This window comes from Serratia marcescens subsp. marcescens ATCC 13880, assembly GCF_017299535.1.
Taxonomy (GTDB): Bacteria; Pseudomonadota; Gammaproteobacteria; order Enterobacterales; family Enterobacteriaceae; genus Serratia; species Serratia marcescens.
The window spans coordinates 789,374-813,520 of record NZ_CP071238.1 but is presented as its reverse complement, the minus strand read 5'-3'; the positions used below and the strand labels follow the sequence as shown (position 1 = coordinate 813,520).

At 61.5% G+C, this 24,147-nt stretch carries 23 protein-coding genes; 9 read left to right on the top strand and 14 right to left on the bottom strand.

The window, feature by feature from the left end:
* Positions 1-29: 29 nt before the first annotated feature.
* Entirely contained in the window at positions 30-1,469 is a 1,440-nt protein-coding gene (clcA, locus tag J0F90_RS03745; protein WP_033641268.1) for a H(+)/Cl(-) exchange transporter ClcA, read from the bottom strand.
* Positions 1,470-1,643: 174 nt separating this feature from the next.
* On the opposite strand from clcA, the gene hemL reads away from it, so the two are divergent.
* Entirely contained in the window at positions 1,644-2,933 is a 1,290-nt protein-coding gene (gene hemL / locus J0F90_RS03740; RefSeq protein WP_015376661.1) for a glutamate-1-semialdehyde 2,1-aminomutase, read from the top strand.
* 61 nt (positions 2,934-2,994) lie between these two features.
* Here the strand turns inward: hemL and ampE are convergent, their stop codons facing one another.
* Positions 2,995-3,849, bottom strand: a complete 855-nt coding sequence (ampE, locus tag J0F90_RS03735) for a beta-lactamase regulator AmpE (protein ID WP_004932714.1) — start codon at positions 3,847-3,849, stop codon at positions 2,995-2,997.
* The gene (ampD, locus tag J0F90_RS03730; RefSeq protein WP_033641266.1) at positions 3,849-4,445 is read right to left on the bottom strand and encodes a 1,6-anhydro-N-acetylmuramyl-L-alanine amidase AmpD; all 597 of its coding nucleotides are present in this window, start codon (positions 4,443-4,445) and stop codon (positions 3,849-3,851) included. Before ampD ends, ampE begins: the two co-directional genes overlap by 1 nt.
* A gap of 84 nt (positions 4,446-4,529) precedes the next feature.
* On the opposite strand from ampD, the gene nadC reads away from it, so the two are divergent.
* The 4 genes from nadC to hofC all read left to right on the top strand — a co-directional run bounded on the left by nadC (position 4,530) and on the right by hofC (position 8,690).
* Positions 4,530-5,420 (top strand): carboxylating nicotinate-nucleotide diphosphorylase, encoded by an 891-nt coding sequence (gene nadC, locus J0F90_RS03725; RefSeq protein ID WP_016929074.1) that lies wholly within the window; start codon positions 4,530-4,532, stop codon positions 5,418-5,420.
* 188 nt (positions 5,421-5,608) lie between these two features.
* A complete protein-coding gene (ppdD, locus tag J0F90_RS03720) occupies positions 5,609-6,046 on the top strand; it encodes a prepilin peptidase-dependent pilin (RefSeq protein ID WP_033641265.1) in 438 nt (145 codons plus the stop codon).
* Positions 6,047-6,051: 5 nt separating this feature from the next.
* Positions 6,052-7,494: a type II secretion system protein GspE gene (gene gspE / locus J0F90_RS03715; protein WP_033641264.1), complete on the top strand. Its 1,443-nt coding sequence runs from the start codon at positions 6,052-6,054 to the stop codon at positions 7,492-7,494.
* Entirely contained in the window at positions 7,491-8,690 is a 1,200-nt protein-coding gene (hofC, locus tag J0F90_RS03710) for a protein transport protein HofC (RefSeq protein WP_033641263.1), read from the top strand. Before gspE ends, hofC begins: the two co-directional genes overlap by 4 nt.
* Before the next feature lie 52 nt (positions 8,691-8,742).
* On the opposite strand, the gene J0F90_RS03705 is transcribed toward hofC, so the two are convergent.
* Complete coding sequence (locus J0F90_RS03705; protein WP_033641262.1) at positions 8,743-9,786, bottom strand: GMP reductase; 1,044 nt, start codon at positions 9,784-9,786, stop codon at positions 8,743-8,745.
* A 362-nt stretch (positions 9,787-10,148) separates the two neighbouring features.
* On the opposite strand from J0F90_RS03705, the gene coaE reads away from it, so the two are divergent.
* From coaE to yacG, 3 genes are read left to right on the top strand one after another with little or no spacing between them, the layout of a single operon-like run.
* A complete protein-coding gene (gene coaE, locus J0F90_RS03700) occupies positions 10,149-10,763 on the top strand; it encodes a dephospho-CoA kinase (protein ID WP_033641261.1) in 615 nt (204 codons plus the stop codon).
* Between the two features lie 5 nt (positions 10,764-10,768).
* The gene (gene zapD / locus J0F90_RS03695; protein WP_016929080.1) at positions 10,769-11,521 is read left to right on the top strand and encodes a cell division protein ZapD; all 753 of its coding nucleotides are present in this window, start codon (positions 10,769-10,771) and stop codon (positions 11,519-11,521) included.
* A 51-nt stretch (positions 11,522-11,572) separates the two neighbouring features.
* Positions 11,573-11,764: a DNA gyrase inhibitor YacG gene (gene yacG, locus J0F90_RS03690; protein ID WP_004932737.1), complete on the top strand. Its 192-nt coding sequence runs from the start codon at positions 11,573-11,575 to the stop codon at positions 11,762-11,764.
* A 39-nt stretch (positions 11,765-11,803) separates the two neighbouring features.
* Here yacG and mutT read toward each other — a convergent pair whose 3' ends face one another.
* The 3 genes from mutT to secM all read right to left on the bottom strand — a co-directional run bounded on the left by mutT (position 11,804) and on the right by secM (position 15,611).
* The gene (mutT, locus tag J0F90_RS03685; RefSeq protein WP_028127851.1) at positions 11,804-12,208 is read right to left on the bottom strand and encodes an 8-oxo-dGTP diphosphatase MutT; all 405 of its coding nucleotides are present in this window, start codon (positions 12,206-12,208) and stop codon (positions 11,804-11,806) included.
* Positions 12,209-12,289: 81 nt separating this feature from the next.
* On the bottom strand, positions 12,290-14,998 hold the full coding sequence (secA, locus tag J0F90_RS03680) for a preprotein translocase subunit SecA (protein ID WP_033641260.1): 2,709 nt from the start codon (positions 14,996-14,998) through the stop codon (positions 12,290-12,292).
* An 82-nt stretch (positions 14,999-15,080) separates the two neighbouring features.
* On the bottom strand, positions 15,081-15,611 hold the full coding sequence (secM, locus tag J0F90_RS03675; RefSeq protein WP_033641259.1) for a secA translation cis-regulator SecM: 531 nt from the start codon (positions 15,609-15,611) through the stop codon (positions 15,081-15,083).
* A gap of 26 nt (positions 15,612-15,637) precedes the next feature.
* On the opposite strand from secM, the gene J0F90_RS03670 reads away from it, so the two are divergent.
* On the top strand, positions 15,638-16,153 hold the full coding sequence (locus tag J0F90_RS03670; RefSeq protein ID WP_033641258.1) for a DUF721 domain-containing protein: 516 nt from the start codon (positions 15,638-15,640) through the stop codon (positions 16,151-16,153).
* 99 nt (positions 16,154-16,252) lie between these two features.
* On the opposite strand, the gene lpxC is transcribed toward J0F90_RS03670, so the two are convergent.
* From lpxC to murG, 7 genes are all read right to left on the bottom strand, one after another.
* Positions 16,253-17,170, bottom strand: coding sequence for a UDP-3-O-acyl-N-acetylglucosamine deacetylase (lpxC, locus tag J0F90_RS03665; protein WP_004932754.1), 918 nt, complete (start codon positions 17,168-17,170; stop codon positions 16,253-16,255).
* A 103-nt stretch (positions 17,171-17,273) separates the two neighbouring features.
* The gene (gene ftsZ, locus J0F90_RS03660) at positions 17,274-18,428 is read right to left on the bottom strand and encodes a cell division protein FtsZ (RefSeq protein WP_004932757.1); all 1,155 of its coding nucleotides are present in this window, start codon (positions 18,426-18,428) and stop codon (positions 17,274-17,276) included.
* Between the two features lie 74 nt (positions 18,429-18,502).
* The gene (gene ftsA, locus J0F90_RS03655) at positions 18,503-19,759 is read right to left on the bottom strand and encodes a cell division protein FtsA (protein WP_004932758.1); all 1,257 of its coding nucleotides are present in this window, start codon (positions 19,757-19,759) and stop codon (positions 18,503-18,505) included.
* Positions 19,756-20,607, bottom strand: coding sequence for a cell division protein FtsQ (ftsQ, locus tag J0F90_RS03650; protein WP_004932761.1), 852 nt, complete (start codon positions 20,605-20,607; stop codon positions 19,756-19,758). Before ftsQ ends, ftsA begins: the two co-directional genes overlap by 4 nt.
* Position 20,608: 1 nt before the next feature.
* Positions 20,609-21,529, bottom strand: coding sequence for a D-alanine--D-alanine ligase (locus J0F90_RS03645; protein ID WP_033641257.1), 921 nt, complete (start codon positions 21,527-21,529; stop codon positions 20,609-20,611).
* Entirely contained in the window at positions 21,522-22,997 is a 1,476-nt protein-coding gene (murC, locus tag J0F90_RS03640) for a UDP-N-acetylmuramate--L-alanine ligase (RefSeq protein ID WP_028127852.1), read from the bottom strand. The genes J0F90_RS03645 and murC overlap by 8 nt, the downstream gene beginning before the upstream one ends.
* 84 nt (positions 22,998-23,081) lie before the next feature.
* Positions 23,082-24,146: an undecaprenyldiphospho-muramoylpentapeptide beta-N-acetylglucosaminyltransferase gene (gene murG, locus J0F90_RS03635; RefSeq protein WP_028127853.1), complete on the bottom strand. Its 1,065-nt coding sequence runs from the start codon at positions 24,144-24,146 to the stop codon at positions 23,082-23,084.
* Between the last annotated feature and the right edge of the window lies 1 nt (position 24,147).

The window sequence follows — 24,147 nt, the reverse complement described above, 5'->3', positions numbered from 1 at the left end:
AACGATTATCCGATACCTGAGTGTTGCGTTCAAGTATTCACCGCATTTGTTGTATTTTCTTTACTTGTTTTCTCCGCCGCCTCCCGCGCCAACTGCGCCTCCTGCCGTTGCAGGGTGCGCGCCAGGATCGACGAATACAGCGGCTTGCCGCCGAGCAGCTGCGCCACCACCGTAGCGCCGAGGCAGGTGATGATCATCGGTAAAATCAGCTGGTAGTTGTCGGTCATTTCCAGCACCAACACGATGCCGGTCAGCGGGGCGCGCACCGTGGCGGCGAACAGCGCCCCCATGCCGGCGATGGCGAAGGTGCCCGCCTCGATGCCGTACTGCGGGAACAAATGCGCCCCCGCCAGCCCGAAGGCGGTGCCGAACAGCGTGCCCAGCGCCAGCATCGGCGCAAAGATGCCGCCCGGCGCGCCGGAACCGAAGCACAGCAACGTGGTGAATATTCGGGTAATGAAAATGAACATCAACATGCCGACGCTGTAATTGCCCGCCGCGGCGATCGGGATCAGCCCAAAGCCGCCGCCCGCCGCCTCCGGCTGGATCAGCCCCAGAATGCCGCACACGCCGCCGAGCAGCCCGCCCATCAGCAAGACATTGCGCATTCTGCCGCCGTGCAGGCGCGCGAACATGTCTTGGGTGCGGAAGATCAGCGCGTTGAACCCCACGCCCACCGCGCCGAAGATTGCCCCCAACACCAGATAGAGCCACAGGGTATTGATGGGCGCCGAAGAAAGTTTGTCGACCGCGATCACCGCCCCCTGGCCGTTAAACAGCTGGAACACCACGCTCGACATGATAACGCCGATAAACACCGCTTTAATCGAGATCAGGTTGTAGCGGAACTGCGGCCGCATCTCTTCGATGATGAACAAGATGCCGGCCAGCGGCGCGTTGAACGCGGCGGACAACCCGGCGGCGGCCCCGGTCGCCAGCAACGTATGACGCGCCTCGGCGCCGCGAATGCGCAGCGCGTCCAATACCATGCGCCCGACGTTGCCGCCCATTTGCACCGTGGGCCCTTCGCGCCCCAGCACCATGCCCGCCCCCAGCGTGCCCATACCGCCGATGAATTTTACCGGGATCACGCGCCACCAGCGTACCGGCCGCAGCTCTTCCAGCGCGCCTTCGATTTCCGGAATGCCCGAGCCGCCCGCCTCAGGCGCAAAGCGCCGCACCAGGTAATAGCCCAGCGCCGCCAGCGCGGCGGACAGGATAAACGCCAGGGGCCACACCAGAAGCCAGGAGTCGGCGACCTGCGCCAGCGAAGCCAACCGCTGCTGCTGCACCCACTCCACCGCTTTATCGAAGGCCACGCCGAGCAAACCGGCCAGCGCCCCCACCAGCGCGGCCATCACCAGGATCGCCACCGGGGTTTTATCGCGGCGAATAAACTGACGCACCGCATCGCTGCGGCGCAGACGCGGGCTCAATGTCCCGACTGGCTGTGATTGTGATTCTGTCATCGCGAGTGATTCGTCAGGTAATTTGTAATACAAATAGGCAGGGCGATAATTCTACCCCAACCTGGCGGCGGACGCTGCCGTTAATGGTATCTGACTGTGATCGTTTCATAACGCGGCGCTCTCCTCTAGAATAGCGCGGTCAAATCATTCAAAAGAGAATCCAGGAGCCGATTTATGAGCCTACACAGCAAGTCCGAAAGTCTGTACGCCCAGGCGCAACAGTTGATCCCCGGCGGGGTAAACTCTCCGGTGCGTGCATTCACCGGCGTGGGCGGTGTGCCGCTGTTTATCGAGCGGGCAGACGGGGCTTACCTGTTCGATGCCGACGGCAAGGCCTATATCGACTATGTCGGTTCCTGGGGGCCGATGGTGCTGGGGCATAACCACCCGGCGATCCGCGACGCGGTGATCGAAGCGGCGCAGCGCGGCCTGAGCTTCGGCGCGCCGACCGAGATGGAAGTCAAAATGGCGCAGTTGGTCACCGAGCTGGTGCCGACGATGGATATGGTGCGCATGGTGAACTCGGGCACCGAAGCCACCATGAGCGCCATCCGCCTGGCGCGCGGCTACACCAACCGCGATAAAATCATCAAGTTCGAAGGCTGCTATCACGGCCACGCCGACTGCCTGCTGGTGAAAGCCGGCTCCGGCGCGCTGACCCTCGGCCAGCCGAACTCACCGGGCGTGCCGGCCGACTTCGCCAAGCACACTCTGACCTGCACCTATAACGATCTGGATTCGGTGCGCGCCGCCTTCGAACAGTACCCGTCCGAGATCGCCTGTATTATCGTCGAGCCGGTCGCCGGCAACATGAACTGCGTGCCGCCGCTGCCGGAATTCCTGCCGGGCCTGCGCGCCCTGTGCGACAAGTACGGCGCGCTCTTGATCATCGACGAAGTGATGACCGGCTTCCGCGTCGCGCTGGCCGGCGCGCAATCCTATTACGGCGTCGAGCCGGATCTGACCTGCCTCGGCAAAATCATCGGCGGCGGCATGCCGGTGGGCGCCTTCGGCGGCCGTCGCGAGGTGATGGACGCGCTGGCGCCCACCGGCCCGGTCTACCAGGCCGGCACCCTGTCCGGCAACCCGATCGCCATGGCGGCGGGCTACGCTTGTTTGACCGAAGTCTCACAGGTAGGTGTGCACCAGACGCTGACCGAACTGACCGAGATGCTGGCCGCTGGCCTGCTGCACGCGGCGCAGGAGGAGAATATTCCGCTGGTGGTCAACAACGTTGGCGGCATGTTCGGCCTGTTCTTCACCGACGCGCCGGCGGTCACCTGCTACCAAGACGTGATGCAGTGCGACGTGGAACGCTTCAAGCGTTTCTTCCACCTGATGCTGGAAGAAGGGGTGTATCTTGCGCCGTCCGCCTTCGAAGCGGGCTTCATGTCCGTGGCGCACAGCAAGGAAGACATCCAGCGCACCATCGACGCCGCGCGTCGCTGCTTCGCCAAGCTGTAATCCCGGCCGAATGGCCAAACAAAACGGGCGCCTCGGCGCCCGTTTTGTTTTTCTCAGCGGCTTAAAGCAGCGTGCCGTAAATGGTCAACAGCGCCACCACCACCACGATGATCATCGTCACCTTGCGCGCCAGCGTCACCGCCGCCCGCGGCGTTTGCACCGGATCCATATGCGGATCGCGCGCCAGCGAGAACTGGGCCAGCCGCGTCAGCACCTGATACGACGACGAATGCCGATCCCCCAGCGAGGCGAACCAGGCCGGCAACGCGCGTTCGCCGTGGCCGAACAGCGCATAGGCCACCCCGGCCAAACGCACCGGGATCCAGTCCAGCCAGTTCAACAGGTGATCGATGCCCGATTGCGAACGCTCCAGCGGCGTATTGTGGCGCGCCAGCCAGGTTTGATAGGCGCGCAGAAAGGCATACCCCGCCAACGCGATCGGCCCGTACGGCCCAAAGACCACGAACCAGAACAGCGGCGCCAGGTAATAACGGAAGTTAATCCACAGCAGCGCGTTTTGCAGCTCGCGCAGGCGCAGCTCTTCGCTGCAGTCCACCGGCAAGCCGTGGATCAACGCCAGCTCTTCCGCCATCTGATCGCTGGCGTGGATATCCCCCTGCCGCGCCGCTTTCAGGTAGGCGCGGTAGTGTTTGCGCTTGATGCCGGCGCCGACACACAGCAGATCGATGACGATCCACAGCAGCAGCGTCACCACGCCGAAGAACAGCCCGTGCGACAGCCACAGAACGCCCCAGACGATCACCATCCAGGCGGCGGTCATCGCCAGTGTCTGCGCCAGCGAAACCCGATGCAGCCGCTGAAATACCACTTCGAGGCGATGATCCAGCTGCCAGTGCTCTCCCAGCTTGAACAGGCGTTCCCAGGCCAAAACCAGCAACAGCGTAAACAGCGTCATTAGCGATTCCTCTCCCTTTTTCTTGTCTCAAGCATAGCGTCGGCGGGCGCGCCGCGTTGTTCCAGAGATGCCAGATAGCGATCCCAATCGAACGCCGGCCCGGGATCGGTCTTGCGGCCGGGGGCGATATCGCAATGCCCGGCGATATGGGCCGCCAGCGGTGGATAATGTTCGGCCAGCAGCACGGTGACCGCCTGCAGCGTGCGATATTGCGCCTCGGTGTAGGGCAACTGGTCAGTCCCTTCCAGCTCGATGCCGATGGAGAAATCATTGCACCGATCGCGCCCCTGATACAGGGAAACGCCCGCGTGCCAGGCGCGTTGGTCGAAGGGCACATACTGCACGATCTCTCCGCCGCGGCGAATCAGGCAATGCGCCGACACCCGCAGCTGATGGATATCGGCAAAATAAGGGTGCTGCGCAGGGTCGAGCGTGCCGGTGAACAGCTGGTCGATATAGGGGCCACCGAATTCGCCGGGCGGCAAGCTGATGTTGTGGATGACCAACAGCGAGGGCGGCTCGTCATCCGGGCGCCGATCGCAGTGCGGCGAGAGCACTCGCGTCACCCCGACAATCCAGCCATTTTCCAACTGCATCAGACACCTCTCTGCGGTGGTACTTATTCCTGCAACAGAGTAGCATGTTCCCCTACGATCTAACCGTCCATTTCGGAGTTTTCCATGCCGACACGCCGCTACAGTGCCGACAGTCGCCGCACCGAGCTTCTTGAACGAATTGAAAGTGATATTCCCTATGCCGTCGCCCAGGCGCTGCGTGAAGACCTGGGGGGGGAAGTCGACGCCGGGCGCGATATTACCGCGCAATTGTTACCGGCAGACAAACAGGCCGAAGCCACCGTCATCACCCGCGAAGCCGGCGTGTTCTGTGGCCGCCGCTGGCTGAACGAAGTCTTTATTCAGTTGGGCAATCAGGTGCAGGTGGAGTGGCTGGTGGCGGACGGCGACCGTCTGACGCCGAACCAACCGCTCTGCCGGCTGCGCGGCCCGGCGCGGGTGATGCTGACCGGCGAGCGCACCGCGCTGAACTTCGTGCAGACGCTCTCCGGCGTGGCGACCGAGGTCAGCCGCTACGTGGCCCTGCTGGAAGGGACCCGGACTCGCCTGCTCGATACCCGCAAAACCTTGCCCGGCCTGCGCACCGCGCTGAAATACGCCGTGCTGTGCGGGGGCGGGAGCAACCACCGGCTGGGGCTGTCCGATGCCTTCCTGATCAAGGAAAACCACATCATCGCCTCCGGCTCGATCAAAAACGCGGTGGAAAAAGCCTTCTGGCTGCACGCCGACGTGCCGGTGGAAGTGGAAGTCGAATCGCTCGATGAACTGCAGCAGGCGCTGGATGCCGGCGCCGACATCATCATGCTGGACAACTTCAGCGTCGAGATGATGCGTCAGGCGGTCGCCCAAACCCAGGGCCGCGCCCAGCTGGAAGTGTCCGGCAACGTCACCAGTGAGACGCTGCGCACCTTCGCCGACACCGGCGTGGATTACATTTCGGTCGGCGCGCTGACCAAGCACATCACTGCACTCGATCTGTCGATGCGCTTCAAATGATCCCCCGCCCCCGGCCGCCGCCGGGGGCGTCACCGTAAAATTGCGAACCCCCTCTCACCGTTTTTTTCACCGCTGCAAACCACATCATTACTGATGGAGGCGCGCCGAGAAACGCGCAAAAGCCCCTCGCCGTGCCCCCGAGCAAGCCGCTACCGTTGTCTTCCACCCCCCAATGGAGGAAACAACGCATGGAAACGCAACGCGGCTTTACCCTGATAGAACTGATGGTGGTGATCGCCATCATCGCCATCCTCAGCGCCATCGGCATTCCCGCCTACCAGCGCTACATCCAGAAAGCGGCGATGACCGACATGCTGCAAACCATAGCGCCGTATAAAATGGCGGTCGAGCTGTGCGTGCTGGACGAAGGCACGCCCGCCGGCTGCGAGGCCGGCAGCAAAGGCATTCCCACCGGCGGCACGTCGCGCTATGTCAGCGGGGTGAAAGTCGTCAAAGGCGTGATCACGCTGACCGGCAGCCAAACGCTGCAGGGCCTGGCGGTGGCATTAACCCCCAAGTCGAACGCCGATGGACTGACCCGCTGGACCCGGCTGTGCAGCAGCGAAAACGCGACGCTGGTTGAGGTGTGCCAGGAAGTCTTCCGCTTCGACAACGCGGCGGAGTAACGGCGATGAATGCGCAAATCAGCGAAGAGGTTCACGCCCTGTGCCGGCGCTATCAGGCGCTGGCGCTGAGCGAAGACCCGACCACCCTGACGGTCGCGCTCAGCGAAGAAGCGCCGCAGGGGCTGCTGGCGGCGCTGCGTTTCGCCACCGGCAAGCGCATCCATTTGGAACAATGGCCGGCGGCCAGGCTGGAGATGGCGCTGAACCAGCACCACGAGCCGCTCCCGGCGCCATTGACGGCCGAAGAGGACACGACCGACATCGCCTACCCCGACGACGGCGATGCGCCGGTGGTACAGTTCATCAACCAGACGCTGCGCCTGGCCATTCAGCGCCGCGCCTCGGACATCCACTTCGAGCCCTTTCGGCAGCATTTTCGCATTCGTCTGCGCATCGACGGCGTGCTGCAAACCCTCGCCTCACCGCCGCCGCAGCTGACCGCGCGCCTCATCGCCCGGCTGAAGATCCTCGGCCAGTTGGATATCGCCGAGCGCCGTCAGCCTCAGGACGGGCAGCTCAGCCTGACGCTGGACAGCGCGCGCTATGCCATGCGTATCGCCACCCTGCCGACGTTGCACGGCGAAAAAGTGGTGCTGCGTGTTCAGCAGGGCGAGCAGCAAGAGCTGCCGCTGGATCAACTGGGCATGAGCCGGACGGATCTGGCGCGCTACGCGGCGGCGTTAACCTGCCCGCAAGGTTTGATCCTGGTGACCGGCCCGACCGGCAGCGGCAAGACGGTAACGCTGTACAGCGGTATGCGCCAGTTGAACGATGCGCAAAGCAACCTGTGCAGCGTCGAGGATCCGGTCGAGATCCCGCTGTTCGGCATTAATCAGACCCAGATCAACGCCAAAACCGAGCTGAGCTTCGCCCGAGTGCTGCGCGCCCTGCTGCGCCAGGATCCGGACGTCATCATGATCGGCGAGATCCGCGATGCGGAAACCGCCGAGATCGCGGTCAAGGCCGCGCAAACCGGCCACCTGGTGCTGTCGACGCTGCATACCAACTCCACCGGCGAGACCCTGACGCGGCTGATGCACATGGGTATCCCCGGCTACCTGCTCGCCGGCTGCCTGAAGCTGGTCGTCGCCCAGCGGCTGGTGCGCAGGCTGTGTCGCCACTGCCGCTACCCGCACAGCCAGCCGACGCATTTTCCCACCGCGATCTGGCCGGAACCGCTGACCGCCTGGCGTGCCGACGGCTGCGAGCACTGCTTCGGCGGCTACTATGGGCGCATCGGCGTGTATGAACTGTTGGCCATTACGCCGGAAATTCAGGCCGCATTGCTGGCGAACGCCGCTCCCAGTCTGCTGGCGGATATCGCCCGCGAACAGGGGCAGCTTTCGCTGCTGCAGGCGGGTCTGGCGCTGGCCGCCGAAGGCACGACCTCGCTGGAAGAACTGTACCGCGTCATCGACGTCGTCCGGCTCGGCGTAACCACGCCATGAAAGCGCGCCGGTTGTTTCTGTGGCAGGCCTTCGACGCTCAGGGCGCCTTACGCCGCGGCGAACTGATGAGCGATGAAAAACGGCAGGTGAGCAGGTTGCTGATCGAACAAGGCCTGCAACCTTGGCGGATCGGGCACGGCAAACGCGTCACGCCCGGCCAATGGCGCGGAGAACCCTTAATCCACTTCACCCGCCAGCTCGCTACCTTGTTGCAGGCCGGGCTGCCGCTGGTCAATACGCTGCAGCTTCTGGCGGCAGAGCACCCTTCGGCAGCCTGGCGTTGCCTGTTGCGCCTGTTGGCAGAACAGGTGCGCGAAGGGCAGCCGCTCTCCGAAAGCCTTGCCGCGCAACCAGGCGTTTTTCCACCGATCTATCGCCAACTGATCGCCATCGGCGAACTGACCGGCAACCTCGATCGCTGCTGCCTGCAGTTGGCGAAACAGCAGGAGGCTCAGCACCTGCTACGCCGCAAAGTGACCAAAGCGCTGCGGTATCCCCTTTTCATCTGTGCGGTGGCGCTGCTGGTCAGCGTGCTGATGCTGGTGATGGTGCTGCCGGAATTTGCCAAGGTTTATCAGTCGTTCGATGCGCCGCTGCCCTGGTTTACCCAAGGGTTATTGGGGCTGTCCGCGCTGCTGATCGCCGTTGGCCCCTATTTGGCGCTGCTGCTCGGCGCGTCGCTGTTCGGCTACTTCCGCTGGTTGCATCCGCGCCCTCCGTGGCGCCAACGCGAACAGGCCGCCTTGCTGCGCCTGCCGCTGATTGCCCGGCTGGTGAACGGCGGCGCGCTGAGCCAAACGTTTCGTATCCTGACCATGACCCAACGCGCGGGGCTGACGCTGGTGGAAGGCTTGAACGCGGCGGCGCTGGCGGCGGATCATCTGCTGTACCGGCAGGCGCTGGAGCAGGTGCAACGGCAGATCGCCGAAGGCGAAGCGTTTCATCAGGCCCTGGGTCTGCAACCGCTGTTTCCGCCACTGTGCCGGCAGCTGGTGCGGGTGGGCGAGGAGTCCGGTTCGCTGGACGCCTTGCTGGATAAGTTGGCGCAGTGGTATGAACGGCAGACGCACGAGCTGGCCGATACGCTGGCGCAAACGCTGGAGCCGCTGCTGATGCTGGTGGTGGGCGGGATTGTCGGCGCTTTGGTGATCGCCATGTATCTGCCTATCTTTCAACTGGGCAGCGTGCTGGGATAAAGAAGAGGATAGCGGGCGCCGCGGTGCGCGGCGCCCGAATGCAAGCTGCGGCTTATTTGCTGCCGAAGACGCGGTTTTCCTGCTCCGCCACGCGGATAAAGGTGGTGCGCTTGGTCAGCTCTTTCAGACGCTCGGCGCCGACGTAGGTGCAGGCGGAACGCAGGCCGCCGAGGATATCGCGCACGGTAAACTCCACCTCGCCCCGCAGCGGCAGCTTGACGGTTTTCCCTTCGGCCGCGCGATACTCCGCTACGCCACCGACGTGGCGCTTCATCGCCGACTCGGAGCTCATGCCGTAGAACAGCATGAACTTCTCGCCGTTCTCTTCCACCACGGTGCCTTCGCACTCGTCGTGGCCGGCCAGCATGCCGCCCAGCATCACGAAGTCCGCGCCGCCGCCGAAGGCTTTGGCGACATCGCCCGGCACCGAGCAGCCGCCGTCGCTGACGATTTGGCCGCCCAACCCATGGGCCGCGTCGGCGCATTCGATCACCGCCGACAGCTGCGGGTAGCCCACGCCGGTCTTCACGCGGGTGGTGCATACCGACCCCGGGCCGATGCCGACTTTAACGATGTCGGCGCCGGAGAGGATCAACTCTTCCACCATCTCGCCGGTGACCACGTTACCTGCGCAGATGACGTGATCCGGGCAGGCTTCGCGCGCTTTCTGCAGGAAGGCGACAAAGTGTTCCGAGTAGCCGTTGGCCACGTCGATACAGATGAATTTCAGCGCCGGAGACAGGGCCAGGATCTGCTGCATTTTGGCGAAGTCGGCTTCGGAGGTGCCGGTGGAGACCATCACGTGGCGCAGCACCGATTCCGGCATGCGCTGCACGAAGTCAGCCCATTGCTCGACGCTGTAATGTTTGTGTACGGCGGTGAGAACGTCGAAAGAAGCCAGGGCCTCGGCCATGCGGAAGGTGCCCACCGTGTCCATGTTGGCCGCGATAATCGGCACGCCGGACCAGCTGCAACCTGAATGCTTGAAGGCAAACTGACGTTCCAGTTCAACCTCGGAGCGGCTTTTCAGCGTGGAGCGCTTAGGGCGGATCAACACGTCTTTAAAGCCCAACTTCAAATCTTCTTCAATACGCATGACTTATGATTTCCTGGTTAATGGCGACGGATCGCAAGGAGGATATTCGAACCTCTGCCCGACGGCTTTCCAGTGGCGCAAAAAGACGGCGGCGAGATTAATGCCAGTTCCAGTGACGTTATAATACGCGCTAATAATCGCCGAACAAGACTGCGAATTCGCCTTTATTTACGCTACAATCCGACAAATTTACCTGCATAATCGCAGTGTGATTGCCCGCTCATTTTTGCCGTGCCGCTGCGTTTTTTCTCGCCACCCGATCAGTGCCGATGCGCAAGCGCCGCCTGCCGACTTGCACTTCTGCGCGATCGCTTTATGATTCGACTATTATTTTTTTATGAACATCGGATGCACCTAACACCATGGCCTACATTGTTGCGTTGACCGGGGGCATAGGCAGCGGCAAGACGACCGTCGCGAACGCCTTTGCGCGCCACGGCGCAACCCTTGTCGACGCCGACGTGATCGCCCGTCAGGTCGTCGAGCCGGGCACCCCTGCCTTGGCCGCGATCGCCGAACGATTTGGTAATGAAATGTTGCTGCCGGACGGCGCGTTGAACCGCGCTGCGCTGCGTCAGCGCATCTTCAGCCATCCCGATGACAAAACCTGGCTGAACCAGCTGCTGCACCCGCTGATACACCGTGAAACCCAGCGCCAACTGGCGCAGGCCAGCAGCCCGTACGCGCTGTGGGTGGTGCCGCTGCTGGTGGAAAACGGTCTGCAGGATCGCGCCGATCGGGTGCTGGTGATCGACGTCGACGCCGAAACCCAGCTGGCTCGCACCATCGCGCGCGACGGCGTCAGCCGTGAGCAAGCGCAGAGCATTCTCGCCGCCCAGGCCACGCGCCAGCAGCGCCTCGCCGTGGCGGATGACATTATTGACAACAGCGGTGCCGCTCAGGGGATAGAGCCACAGGTCGCCGCACTGCATCGTCGCTACCTTGAACTGGCGGCAACAGCGCCCCAACAGGATTAAACTGCATGAGTGATGTTTCCCCAACCGTTCTCTTTGAACACCCGCTGAACGAAAAAATGCGCACCTGGCTGCGCATCGAATTCCTGCTGCAACAGCTGCACGGCCAACGCGCCCTGAGCGAGACCGCCATCGCCCTCACCTTCTTTCGCACCGTCTCCGACTTGCTGGACGTGCTGGAGCGCGGCGAAGTACGCACCGAACTGCTCAAAGAGTTGGAACGCCAGCAGCAGAAACTGTTGGCCTGGGCCGATGTGCCGGGCGTGGATATGGCGCTGATCGACCAGCTGCGCGGTCAGCTGAAGTCGCGCTCATCGGCGCTGATGGCGGCGCCGCGCCTCGGCCAGGCGCTGCGCGAAGACCGGCTGATCGGCCTGGTGCGTCAGCGGCTGAATATTCCCGGCGGCTGCTGCAGCTTCGATCTGCCGACCCTGCACATGTGGATGCACGCGCCGCAGCAGGATCGCGATGCCGACGTCGCCGCCTGGCTGCAGTCGCTGGATCCGCTGAACCAGGCGCTGATCATGGTGTTGGATCTGATCCGCCAATCCGGGCCGTTCCGCAATCAAATCAGCCTGAACGGTTTTTTCCAGGACAACGCCGAAGGGGCGGATCTGCTGCGCTTGCGCCTCCATCTGGCGCCGCAGCTTTATCCGCAGATTTCCGGCCATAAGACGCGCTATGCCATTCGTTTCCTGCCGCTGGATAGCGAAAATGGCGCGGTGCCTGAACGCCTGACGTTCGAACTGGCCTGTTGTTGAACTTGTGAAAGAAAGCCTTCTCAGCACAGACAGAAGGCGTAAGGAACCGTTATGACGACCGTAGTAAAATGCCCAACCTGTGGCACCGGCGTGGTTTGGGGTGAAGTCAGCCCATTCCGGCCGTTTTGCAGCAAACGCTGCCAGCTGATCGATCTCGGCGAGTGGGCCGATGAAGAGAAGCGCATTCCGAGCAACAGCGATCTGTCGGAAAGCGAAGACTGGAGTGAAATGGACGATCGCTGATCGCCCGCTATTGGCCTGGCGGACGCCAGGCCAACCTTGTTATTGCGCGGCGTTCGCCTGCGCCACCAGCAGTTGAATAATGCCGACATTGGCTTCCGGGAACTCGTCTTCACGCAGATCCGCCTGTTTTACCCAGCGCATCGGTTGCCCCTCACGGCCGAACGGCTCACCCGCCCAGGCTTCTACCAGATAAAAATTCAGCGTCACGATACGATCGCTGAAGCGGTGCTCCACCACTTCCAGCAGTTCGGCGCGTTCGGCTTCGATACCGGTCTCTTCCCGCAGCTCGCGGCTCAACGCCTGTTCCGGCGTTTCACCCTGTTCGATCTTGCCGCCGGGAAACTCCCAGAATCCGGCCATGTGCGCGTCAGCGGCGCGGCGGGTAATAAAAATTTCCCGCTGAGCATTACGGATGATGCCCACGGCGATATTCAGATGTTTCATCTCACCCTCCTGATGGGTGTCAAAAAAACAGGGGTTCAGCAAGCTGAACCCCTGGGTGTTATCGGTCAACCGCGGCCGGCATTACTGCAGGCGACCGTGGCACTGCTTGTATTTCTTGCCGGAACCGCATGGGCAAGGATCGTTGCGGCCCACTTTACGCTCGGCGGTCGCCGGCGCGTTCGGATCTTCAGTCGCCAGCGCGTTCTCGTCGTGGTGGCTCAGCTGTTGCTGCTGCGCCAGACGCTCGGCCTCTTCACGGCGCTGCTGTTCCAGCGCTTCCACCTCTTCCGGCATCCGCACCTGTACCTTGCTCAGCACGCTGATCACTTCATATTTCAGCGATTCCAGCATGGTGGCGAACATGTTGAAGGATTCACGCTTGTACTCCTGCTTCGGATCCTTCTGCGCGTAACCGCGCAGGTGGATACCCTGGCGCAGGTAGTCCATCGCCGCCAGATGCTCTTTCCACAGAGAATCCAGCGTCTGCAGCATCACGCCCTTCTCGAAGTTGCGCATCATCTCGCTGCCGACCACTTCTTCCTTACGCTGATACTGCTCTTTGGCGTTCTCCAGAATGCGTTCGCGCAGCGTCTCTTCGTGCAGCTCCGGCTCTTTGTCCAGCCACTGGGCGATCGGCATCTCCAGATCGAAGTCGTTCTTCAGGCGCTCTTCCAGCCCCTGAATGTCCCACTCTTCTTCCAGCGACTGCGGCGTGATGTAGTTGTCGATGGTGCTCTTGAACACGTCCTCGCGGATGCTGGCGATGGTTTCGCTCACGTCGGACACGTCCAGCAATTCGTTGCGTTGGCTGTAGATGGCGCGGCGTTGATCGTTGGCGACGTCGTCGTATTCCAGCAGCTGCTTACGGATGTCGAAGTTGCGGCTCTCTACCTTGCGCTGAGCATTGGCGATCGCCTTGGTCACCCACGGGTGCTCAATCGCTTCGCCTTCTTTCATACCCAGTTTACGCATCATGCCGGACACGCGATCCGAAGCGAAGATACGCATCAGGGCATCTTCCATCGATAGGTAGAAGCGGGATGAACCGGCGTCGCCCTGACGACCGGAACGGCCGCGCAGCTGGTTATCGATACGGCGTGATTCATGGCGCTCGGTGCCGATAATATGCAGGCCGCCCGCCGCCAGCACCGCGTCGTGGCGCTCTTTCCAGGCGGCTTTGATAGCTTCGATCTGCTCTTCAGTCGGTTCTTCCAGCAGCGCCACTTCGGCCTGCCAGCTGCCGCCCAGCACGATATCGGTACCACGGCCCGCCATGTTGGTAGCGATGGTCACCGCACCGCTTTGGCCGGCCTGGGCGACGATGTCCGCTTCCATGGCGTGGAATTTGGCATTCAGCACCTTGTGGTCGATGCCCGCTTTGGTCAGCTCACGGGACACCACTTCGGATTTCTCGATTGAGATGGTACCCACCAGCACCGGTTGGCCTTTGGCGGTACGCTCGCGGATGTCTTCAATGATGGCGCCGATCTTCTCTTTCTCGGTCATGTACACCAGATCCGGCATATCCTTACGGATCATCGGACGGTTGGTTGGCACCACGATCGTGTCCAGCTTGTAGATCGAGCTGAATTCGAAGGCTTCGGTATCGGCGGTACCGGTCATCCCGGCCAGCTTCTCGTACAGACGGAAGTAGTTCTGGAAGGTGATCGAAGCCAGCGTCTGGTTCTCGTTCTGGATCTCCACGCCTTCTTTGGCTTCCACCGCCTGGTGCAGACCGTCGGACCAACGGCGGCCCTGCATGGTACGGCCGGTGTGTTCATCGACGATGATCACTTCGCCGTCTTTCACGATGTAGTCCACGTCGCGGGTGAACAGCACGTGGGCGCGCAGCGCGGCGGTAACGTGGTGCATCAGCATGATGTTGGTCGGCGAGTACAGCGATTCGCCTTCATCCATGATGCCGGCGTCCACCAGCATCTCTTCGATCAGGATCAGACCGCGTTCAGTCAGGTGGACCTGACGCGCCTTCTCGTCCACCGAGAAGTGCCCTTCACCCTTGAAGGTGTCGGAGTCTTCTTTTTCCTGGCGGATCAGTTTAGGGATCAGCTTGTTGACCTTGATGTACATCTCAGAGCTGTCTTCGGCCGGGCCGGAGATGATCAGCGGCGTACGCGCTTCATCGATCAGGATGGAGTCCACCTCATCCACCAGCGCATAGTGCAGTTTGCGCTGCACGCGCTCTTCCGGGCTGAACGCCATGTTGTCGCGCAGGTAGTCGAAGCCGTATTCGTTGTTGGTGCCGTAGGTGATGTCGGCGGCGTAAGCTTCGCGCTTGGCCGGCGCCGGCATGCCCGGCAGGTTGATGCCGATGCTCAGGCCGAGGAACTCGAACAGCGGACGGTTGTTTTCGGCGTCACGCTGCGCCAGATAGTCGTTGACGGTCACGACGTGCACGCCGCGGCCGCTCAGGGCGTTCAGGTAGGCCGGCAGCGTCGCGGTCAGGGTTTTACCTTCACCGGTGCGCATCTCCGCGATGCAGCGGTCGTTCAGCACCATGCCGCCCAGCAGCTGCACGTCGAAGTGACGCATGCCGAACACGCGCTTGCTCGCCTCGCGCACCACGGCGAAGGCTTCAGGGATCAGGCTGTCCAGCGACTCGCCTTTCTCCAGGCGTGCGCGGAACTCGTTGGTTTTCGCTTTCAGCTCGTCATCGGACAGTTTTTCCATGTCCGGTTCCATGCGGTTGATCTGCTCAACCACTTTGCGCATGCGGCGCAGGGTACGATCGTTACGGCTGCCAAAAACTTTGGTTAATAATTTCACTAACATGATGTTTGATATCTCTGTCATGACCGCCGAACACGGCAGTCAACTTGCTATTATTTATGGTTTTTGTGCCCGAAGGGCGAGATCAGACGAGGGCGGCGGGCCCGGCGCGAATGCCCTGCACCTGCGCCACCCACAGGCCGGTCTGGTGGCGCGCCAGCGTGGGCAGCACCTCAAGGTGAGTGTGGCGAATGATGGTCGGCGGCTTCGGCTCGTGCGTCAGCAGCGCATTGAGGGTAGACAGCAGCGCCAGTTGCGCTACCTGCAAAGGGGGTTCCGCTTCGGCTTCGCTCTCCTGCACCCGCGCATAAACCGCCTGCGGCGCCAACGCGAAAGAGAGGTGACGAATGACGGTGCGCAGCGCATGTTGCTGCCAGTAATCTACGCTGAAGGTAGGACGGCGATGCGCGTCCTGCAGCAGGGCCAGGCTGTTGAACGTGCCATTGGCCGAATTTTGCCGGTTAAGGCTGGACGACGTATTCGGCAATGCGGCCTGATCGGGGGCGCCGGACAAATTGGAAGACGCGCCAAGCGTGGCCGCAACCATCCCTAACAGGAGATGGGGCCAGAAATAACGTCTGCCAAATTGTCGCCAACGATTTAGAATACCGATCACGAGTTTATAATCCGCCGGAGCCCATTATGCGCGATAGCCGTCCACAATTATTAGATGTCCTGTTCGACGACGCGTCTGCCAGCAGCAAAGGGCCGCTGCATAACGTCCAGCAACGCGCGGTGGCGCTGCTCAAGCTTAACCGTGCAGTGAAGGGCCTGTTGCCCGCTCCCCTGCATCCCTGGTGCCGCGTCGCGAATTTCCGACAGGGTATTTTAGTGCTCGAAACGGCAAATGCCAGTTGGATGATGCGCTTGCGCTACGAACAACCCGCTTTGCTGTCTGCACTACGAGCGCAAATTCTACCATCATTGTCGTCGATCGACATCAGGATTAATCCGGCCTTGATGGCGAAAGGCAGCAACCAGGTGCAAAACGCAGAGAAAGCGCCGGAAAAACCCGTGCCGATGCGGCATTTGAGTCTGGAAAGTGCGGAAGAGCTGAGAGGGTTGGCGAGCCGTAGCCCGGAGAAACTGCGCAAGATATTGGAACGGCTGGCTGCATTGGCCGGAGAGGGTACCAACACAACCAGTCGTGATAAGTAATCAGCGACACAAACTGCAAAACAGCCGACATCATGAGCCTGAATGATCAGGCTCTCAGGGGATGCGCCTGCCGTTATTCGCAGGCGAGGAATTCGAACCTTACGCCAATACGGTAGACGGCGCCTTGAATGCCAACGGCATTTCGGCTTCGTCCTGGAAGGTCACGTATTCCCACGCTTCCTGCTTGGCCAGTACGGCCTGCAGCAGTTTGTTGTTCAGCGCGTGGCCAGACTTGAACGCGGTGAACGCGCCAATGATGTTGTGGCCGCACATGAACAGGTCGCCGATGGCGTCCAGCATTTTGTGACGTACGAATTCGTCTTCGAAACGCAGACCGTCTTCGTTCAGCACGCGGTAGTCATCTACCACGATGGCGCAATCGAAGCTGCCGCCCAGGGCCAGGCCGCGGGACTGCAGGTATTCAATGTCGCGCATGAACCCGAAGGTGCGCGCGCGGCTGATTTGACGCACGAACGACTCAGCCGAGAAATCAAGACGGTAGCGCTGAGAGCTGGCGTCGATAGCCGGGTGGTTGAAGTCGATGGTGAAGTCCAGGCGGAACCCGTTGTGCGGGGACAGCTCGGCCCATTTGTCGCCGTCTTCAACGCGTACGGTCTCTTTCAGACGCAGGAATTTCTTCGCCGAGTTCAGTTCTTCGATGCCGGCATCCAGCAGCAAGAACACGAACGGACTGGCGCTGCCGTCCATGATTGGGATTTCAGCGGCGTCGACTTCAATGACGATGTTGTCGATGCCCAGCCCAGCCAGCGCGGCGTTGAGGTGCTCAACGGTCGAAATACGCACGTCATGCTCATTCACCAGGCAAGTACAGAGCATGGTATCACGCACGGATTTTGCATCAGCCGGAAAATCAACCGGTGGATTCAAGTCAGTGCGACGATAGATGACCCCGGTATTAGCCGGCGCTGGGCGCATTGTCAGCGTGACTTTCTTGCCGGTATGCAAACCGACGCCAGTCGCCTGAACAATACGTTTTAATGTCCTTTGTTTGATCATCGTTTTATCTCGCAATGTTATCCATCCTACCAGCCAAGCATACAGCATGGCCGGCGGGACAGTTTAGCACAAAGAGCGGAGATTCCAAATTCTCAGGATATTCTTAGTCTGCCTGTTTACGCAGGAAGGCTGGAATATCAAGATAGTCGGGCTCTTTATTCGGCTGCGCAGCTTGGTCGTTGACCACCTTGGCGGCAGGTTTCACTTCCTGCGGCAGAGGCGACATGCCGTGCTGCTGATAACGGTGATCCATCACTGGCTGGCTGGCCTGCTTATTGGTCACCAGAGTGATTTCTGGACGCTTGTCCATACCGATACCGGTTGCAACCACGGTTACGCGCAGTTCGTCGTTCATTTCCGGATCCAGCGAGGTACCGATAACCACGGTAGCGTTGTCGGAAGCGAACGCACGGATGGTGTTACCCACGGTTTCGAACTCATCCAGACGCAGATCGAAGCCAGCGGTAATGTTGACCAGCACGCCGCGCGCGCCGGACAGGTCGATGTCTTCCAGCAGCGGGCTGGAGATCGCCATTTCGGCCGCTTCTTCGGCGCGGTCTTCACCGCAAGCCACGCCGGAACCCATCATCGCGTAGCCCATTTCGGACATCACGGTGCGCACGTCGGCGAAGTCGACGTTCATCAGGCCCGGACGGGTGATCAGCTCGGCGATACCCTGCACCGCGCCTTTCAGCACGTCGTTGGCCGCGCCGAACGCGTCCAGCAGAGAGATCCCGCGCCCCAGCACTTTCAACAGCTTGTCGTTCGGGATGGTGATCAGCGAGTCCACGTGTTTGGACAGCTCAGCGATACCCTGCTCCGCGAATGCCATGCGCTTCTTGCCTTCGAAGTTGAAAGGCTTGGTCACCACGGCCACGGTCAGAATACCCAAATCTTTAGCCACTTCAGCCACCACTGGCGCCGCACCGGTACCGGTACCGCCGCCCATGCCGGCTGCGATGAAGACCATGTCTGCGCCGTCCAGCGCTGCGCGCAGGGCTTCGCGGTCTTCTTCCGCTGAATTGCGACCCACCTCAGGGTTCGCGCCCGCACCCAGACCTTTGGTAATACCGCTACCAATCTGGATGGTTTGGCCAACCGCCGTTTTGCGGAGCGCCTGGGCGTCCGTGTTCACAGCGAAGAATTCAACACCTTCGATGCGCTCGCGCACCATGTGTTCAACGGCGTTGCCACCGCCGCCGCCGACGCCGATGACTTTAATCACCGCGTCATTGGTTAGTTCCATTGGTTCAAACATAGTTTCTCTCCGTTTTGTGCCTGTCGCTGCGAGATCATAAAAAGATTACTCAGCATGATCTCTTTGTTGAAACATTAAAACTCTTTTCTCAGCCAGCTATTGATGCGTTTAAACCAATTGCCCACCGAGGCGCGTTTTTCTACTTCTGTCTCACCGCTCAGGTGAGACTCTTTTCCATAGTGCAGCAAACCTACCGCCGTCGAGTAGTAAGGCTCCTGCGCATAATCCGTCAGACCCGTGATGTTCAAGGGTTGGCCGATGCGTACCTGAGTGTGGAACACCCGTTGCGCACAGGCTGCCAGGCCATCAATCTGGGCGGCGCCACCGGTCAGCACGATACCTGCCGCCAGATGATGCTTCACCCCTTGCTGACGCAGTTGCTCCTGCAATTGCAAAATTTCATCGTTAACCAGATTCAACAGTTCGGTGTAGCGTGGCTCAATGACTTCAGCCAGCGTCTGTCTTTGCAGACTGCGCGGAGGACGTCCCCCGACGCTAGGCACCTCTACATTCTCATCCTTGCTAACAATCGACCCAAGCGCACAACCGTGTCGAACTTTAATCGCTTCCGCGTCGGTCGGCGGCGTACCAAAGGCGTAAGCGATGTCGCTGGTGACCACGTTCCCGGCGTAAGGGATCACTTTGGTGTGGCGCAGCGCGCCGCCGGTGTACACCGCCATATCCATGGTGCCGCCGCCGATATCCACCACGCAAACGCCGAGTTCGCGTTCATCTTCGGTCAGCACCGCGTAGCTCGCGGCCAGACCGGCGAAAATAAGTTGGTCAACTTTCAGGCCGCAACGTTCCACGGCCTTGACGATGTTCTTCGCCATATCGTTATGGCAGGTAATCAGATGCACCTTGGCCTGCATGCGCACGCCGGACAGCCCAACCGGGTTTTTGATGCCTTCCTGATAATCGATGGCGTATTCCTGAGGAATCACATGCAGGATGCGGTGTTCGTCGCGCACGCGCACCGATTTGGCGGTATGCACCACGTTCTCCACGTCGTCCTGCGTCACTTCCTCTTCCGAGATCGGCACCATGCCGATTTCGTTCTGGCAGCTGATGTGCTTGCCCGACAGCGCCAGATACACCGACGAGATCTGGCAGTCCGCCATCAGCTCGGCCTGATCGATGGCGCGCTGTACGCACTTCACCACCGACTCCAGGTCGTTTACGCCACCCTTATCCATGCCGCGAGACGGGCAGCTGCCCACCCCGATAATGTTGACCATGCCATCGGGCAGAACTTCCCCTACCAACGCGGAGACTTTTGCAGTACCGATCTCCAGTCCAACTACCAGTTTTCTGTCCGTCGACTTGATCATTGTTGTTTTGCCTGTGCCTGATTCTGTTGCTGATTACTGTTTTGCTGACCGCCAAGCGCCTGCGGATCGACCAACACCGGAGCCCACCCTACCGAAGCGCCGGACTCGTAGCGCAGATCGACATAGCTGACACGCTTGCTCTCCGCCTGGCCCTGCTGTTGCAATACCGGGTAAAGCTCGATAAACCGCTGCAAACGCCCGTTGCGGTCATCGCGCCCCAGCTCAAGCCGAACATCGTTGTCCAGCGCCAGCTGCCAGGAATGGCGCGCGGTCATCGCCGCCATTTTCAGCGTATATTTGCTGGCCGCCAACGTGGCGCTCATCGCCCGATAGCCTTCCAGCACATCCTGCTCGCTCCCTTCCGGCCCGTAGAGCAGCGGCAACTTCTGCTTGCCCGCCCGCTCCGCCGGCACGCTGAACGCTTTGCCCTCGGCGTCCACCATGTGCAAATCGTTCCAGCGCGCCACCGGGACGTACTCCACCAGATGGATCTTCAGCTCATCCGGCCATTGTTTGCGCACGCTGGCCTGCTTGATCCACGGCAGACGTTCGATCTGCTGCTGGATGACGTCCACATCCTGCGTCATAAAGGTGCCGGGTGCGCCCAGCGCCAGGATCGCCTGACGAATATCATCGTTGGTGGTGTAGTGGCGTTCGCCGGTCACCACCAGCCTTGAGAGCGGCAGGCGGCTGGCGTCTTTCATCCAGCCAAGCACCGCCCAACCGCTCCACACGACCGTTCCCAACACCATCAGCAGGAAAATCATTCCCGCCAACTGGGTTCCATTGCTGCGGCGCGGGCCGTTATCCACCTCGCGATCGCGCGCATTCAGGGCAGCTTGCGACATATCAGTCGGCCAACTCCAAAATTCTCGCCACTAGCTGCGAGAAGCTTAATCCAAACTGGCGCGCCGCCATCGGCACCAGGCTATGACTGGTCATGCCCGGAGAGGTGTTCACCTCAAGCAGATAGAAGCTGCCATCGCTGTCTTGCATCACGTCGACGCGGCCCCAGCCGCTGCAGTCCAGACCGCGGTAGGCGCGCAGCGCCAATGCCGCCATCTCGGCTTCCTGCTCGGCGCTCAAACCGCTCGGGCAGAAGTACTGCGTATCGTCCGAAATGTACTTGGCCTGGTAGTCGTAAAACACGCCGGCCGGCTGGATGCGGATCGACGGCAGCACCTGGTCGCCCAGCATCGCCACGGTGTATTCCGGCCCGCTCAACCACTTCTCCACCAACACATCGTCGTCATGGCGGAAGGCTTCTTCCAACGCCGCTTCCAACGCAGCGCTCTCGGTGACCTTGCTCATGCCGACGCTGGAGCCTTCACGGCTCGGCTTGACGATCAGCGGCAAACCGAGATCCGCCACGCGCGCCAGCAGCGCCGCTTTTTCGGCGCCTAAGTACAGCTGGCGATTCAACGCCACGTAAGGCGCCACCGGCAAGCCCATCGACTGCCACACCATCTTGGTGCGCCATTTGTCCATAGTCAGCGCCGAGGCCATCACGCCGCTGCCGGTATAAGGCAGCTCGAGGAACTCCAGCAGCCCCTGCAGGGTGCCATCCTCGCCGCCGCGGCCGTGCAGCGCGATAAACACTTTGGTGAACCCCTGCTCTTTCAGCTGGGTCACCGGGAAATCGCGGGTATCGACGCCGTGCGCATCGATACCGGCTTCGCGCAACCCGGCCAGCACCGCGGCGCCGGATTGCAGAGAAACGTCACGTTCAGCGGAGGTGCCGCCCAGCAGAACTGCAACTTTATCAGCCATGGTGCTCCTCCTCTTTCTTCGGCGGCTGCAGCTTCAGCTCGGCCAGTTTACGGGCGATTTTGCCCACGTTACCGGCGCCCTGCACCAGCACCAGGTCTTCATCCTGCAGCAGCTGCGCCAGCGTTTCCGGCACGCTATCGGCATCGGAAACCAGGATCGGATCCAGCTTGCCGCGGCTGCGGATGGTGCGGCACAGCGAGCGGCTGTCCGCGCCCGGGATCGGCGCTTCGCCGGCGGCGTACACGTCGAGCATCAGCAGCACATCCACCTGCGACAGCACGTTGGCGAAATCGTCGTACAGATCGCGAGTACGCGTGTAGCGGTGCGGCTGGAAGATCATCACCAGACGCTTGTCCGGCCAACCGGCGCGCGCCGCCTTCAGCGTGGCGTCCACTTCGGTCGGATGGTGGCCGTAGTCGTCCACCAGCATCGCGCTGCCCGCTTTGCCGTTGACCGGCTCCAGCGGGAACTCGCCGAGGAAATCGAAGCGGCGCCCGGTACCCTGGAAGCCCGCCAGCGCGCGCAGGATATCTTCGTCGTCGATGCCTTCTTCGGTCGCTACCGCTACCGCCGCCGCCGCGTTCAACGCATTGTGGCGGCCCGGCGCGTTCAGCGTCACCGTCAGCAACGGCTTGTCCTGACGGCTCAGGGTAAAGTGCCCCTGCGGCCCAATCTGCCGGTAGTCTTCGATGCGCACGTCGGCATCTTCACTGAAGCCATAAGTGGTGATATGGCGACCCACGCGCGGCAACAGCTCGCGCACTACCGGATCGTCGATGCACATCACCGCACGGCCGTAGAACGGCAGGTTGTGCAAGAAATTGATAAACGTCTGCTTCAGGTTCTCGAAGTCGCCCTGGTAAGTGTCCATATGGTCGGCTTCGATGTTGGTGACCACGGCCACCATCGGCTGCAGGTGCAGGAACGACGCATCGCTCTCATCCGCTTCCGCGATCAGATAACGGCTGGACCCCAGTCGTGCGTGGGTGCCTGCCGCCTTCACCAGCCCGCCATTGACGAAGGTCGGGTCCAGGCGGGCTTCGGCATAAATGCTCGAGACCATCGCCGTGGTGGTGGTTTTGCCGTGCGTGCCGGCGATAGCAATGCCGTGGCGAAAACGCATCAGCTCCGCCAGCATTTCAGCGCGGCGGATCACCGGGATGCGCGCTTCACGAGCGGCGACGATCTCCGGGTTGTCGGCGGAGATGGCGGTAGACACCACCACCACGCTCGCATCCAGCACGTTTTCCGGACGGTGATTGAAGTAAATCGTCGCCCCGAGCGCGCTCAACTGTTGGGTCACCGGATTCGGCGCCAGGTCGGAGCCGCTGATCTGATACCCTTCGTTTGCCAACACTTCGGCGATACCACCCATGCCGGCACCACCGATGCCGACAAAGTGAATGTGCCGGACGCGACGCATCTCGGGCACGATAGTACGTAGTTTCGCCAGTTGTTGTGTATTCATCACTCTCTCTAATCCGGATCCGGTACCCCGGCCCTACATCACATTGCTTTTATTCAGGTTCGGCGCGCCGAACCCCTGCACTCGTTACCTGGCGAGCCGCACCAGCTCCGCCGCCACGCGCTCGGTGGCGTCCGGAATGGCGACCGCGCGCGCTTTCTCGGCCATGGCCAGCAGCGTCTTGCGATCCCAGCTCGCCAGCAGTTCGGCCACCACATCGGCGTTGAACTGCGGCTGTTCGATAATCTTCGCCGCGCCGGCTTCTTCCAGCGGGCGTGCGTTCCAGTACTGTTGACGATCCTTGTGCATGAACGGCACGAAGATCGCCGGCAGCCCCGCCGCCGCGATTTCGCTGACGGTCAACGCGCCGGAGCGGCAGACCACCACGTCGGCCCAGGCATAGGCGGCGGCCATGTCGTCGATGAACTCGGTCACCTTGTGCTGCGTCTGCCCTACCCTCTCGTAGTCGCGCAGCACCGTTTCCAGCGCGCCCTTGCCAACCTGATGCCAGAGCGTAATTCTATCGCCCAAACGCGCCGCGACTTCAGGAACTGTCTGATTCAGCACGCGCGCGCCCTGACTTCCGCCAATCACCAACACACGGATCGGGCCTTCGCGCCCTTGCAACCGCTCCGCCGGCAGTGGCAGCGCCAACACATCGGTACGCACCGGGTTGCCCACCACCTCGGCGTTCGGGAACGCGCCGGGGAAGGCCTGCATCACTTTGGCGGCGATGCGCGCCAGCCAGCGGTTGGTCAAGCCGGCGATGCCGTTCTGCTCGTGCAGCACCACCGGGATGCCGCACTGCCAGGCCGCCAGACCGCCGGGGCCGGAAACGTAACCGCCCATCCCCAGCACCACATCCGGCTGATAGCTGCGCATAATGGCTTTCGCCTGCCGCACCGCCTGCCAGATCCGCAGCGGCGCCGTCAACTGGGCCTTCAGGCCCTTGCCGCGCAGGCCGGAGATGCGGATAAAATCAATCTCGATCCCGTGCTTCGGCACCAGATCGGCTTCCATTCGGTCTGCGGTTCCGAGCCAGCGCACCTGCCAGCCCTGCGCCATCAGATGATGCGCGACCGCCAGCCCCGGGAACACGTGCCCGCCGGTACCGCCTGCCATCACCATTAAACGCTTAGGTTTCCCGCTCATC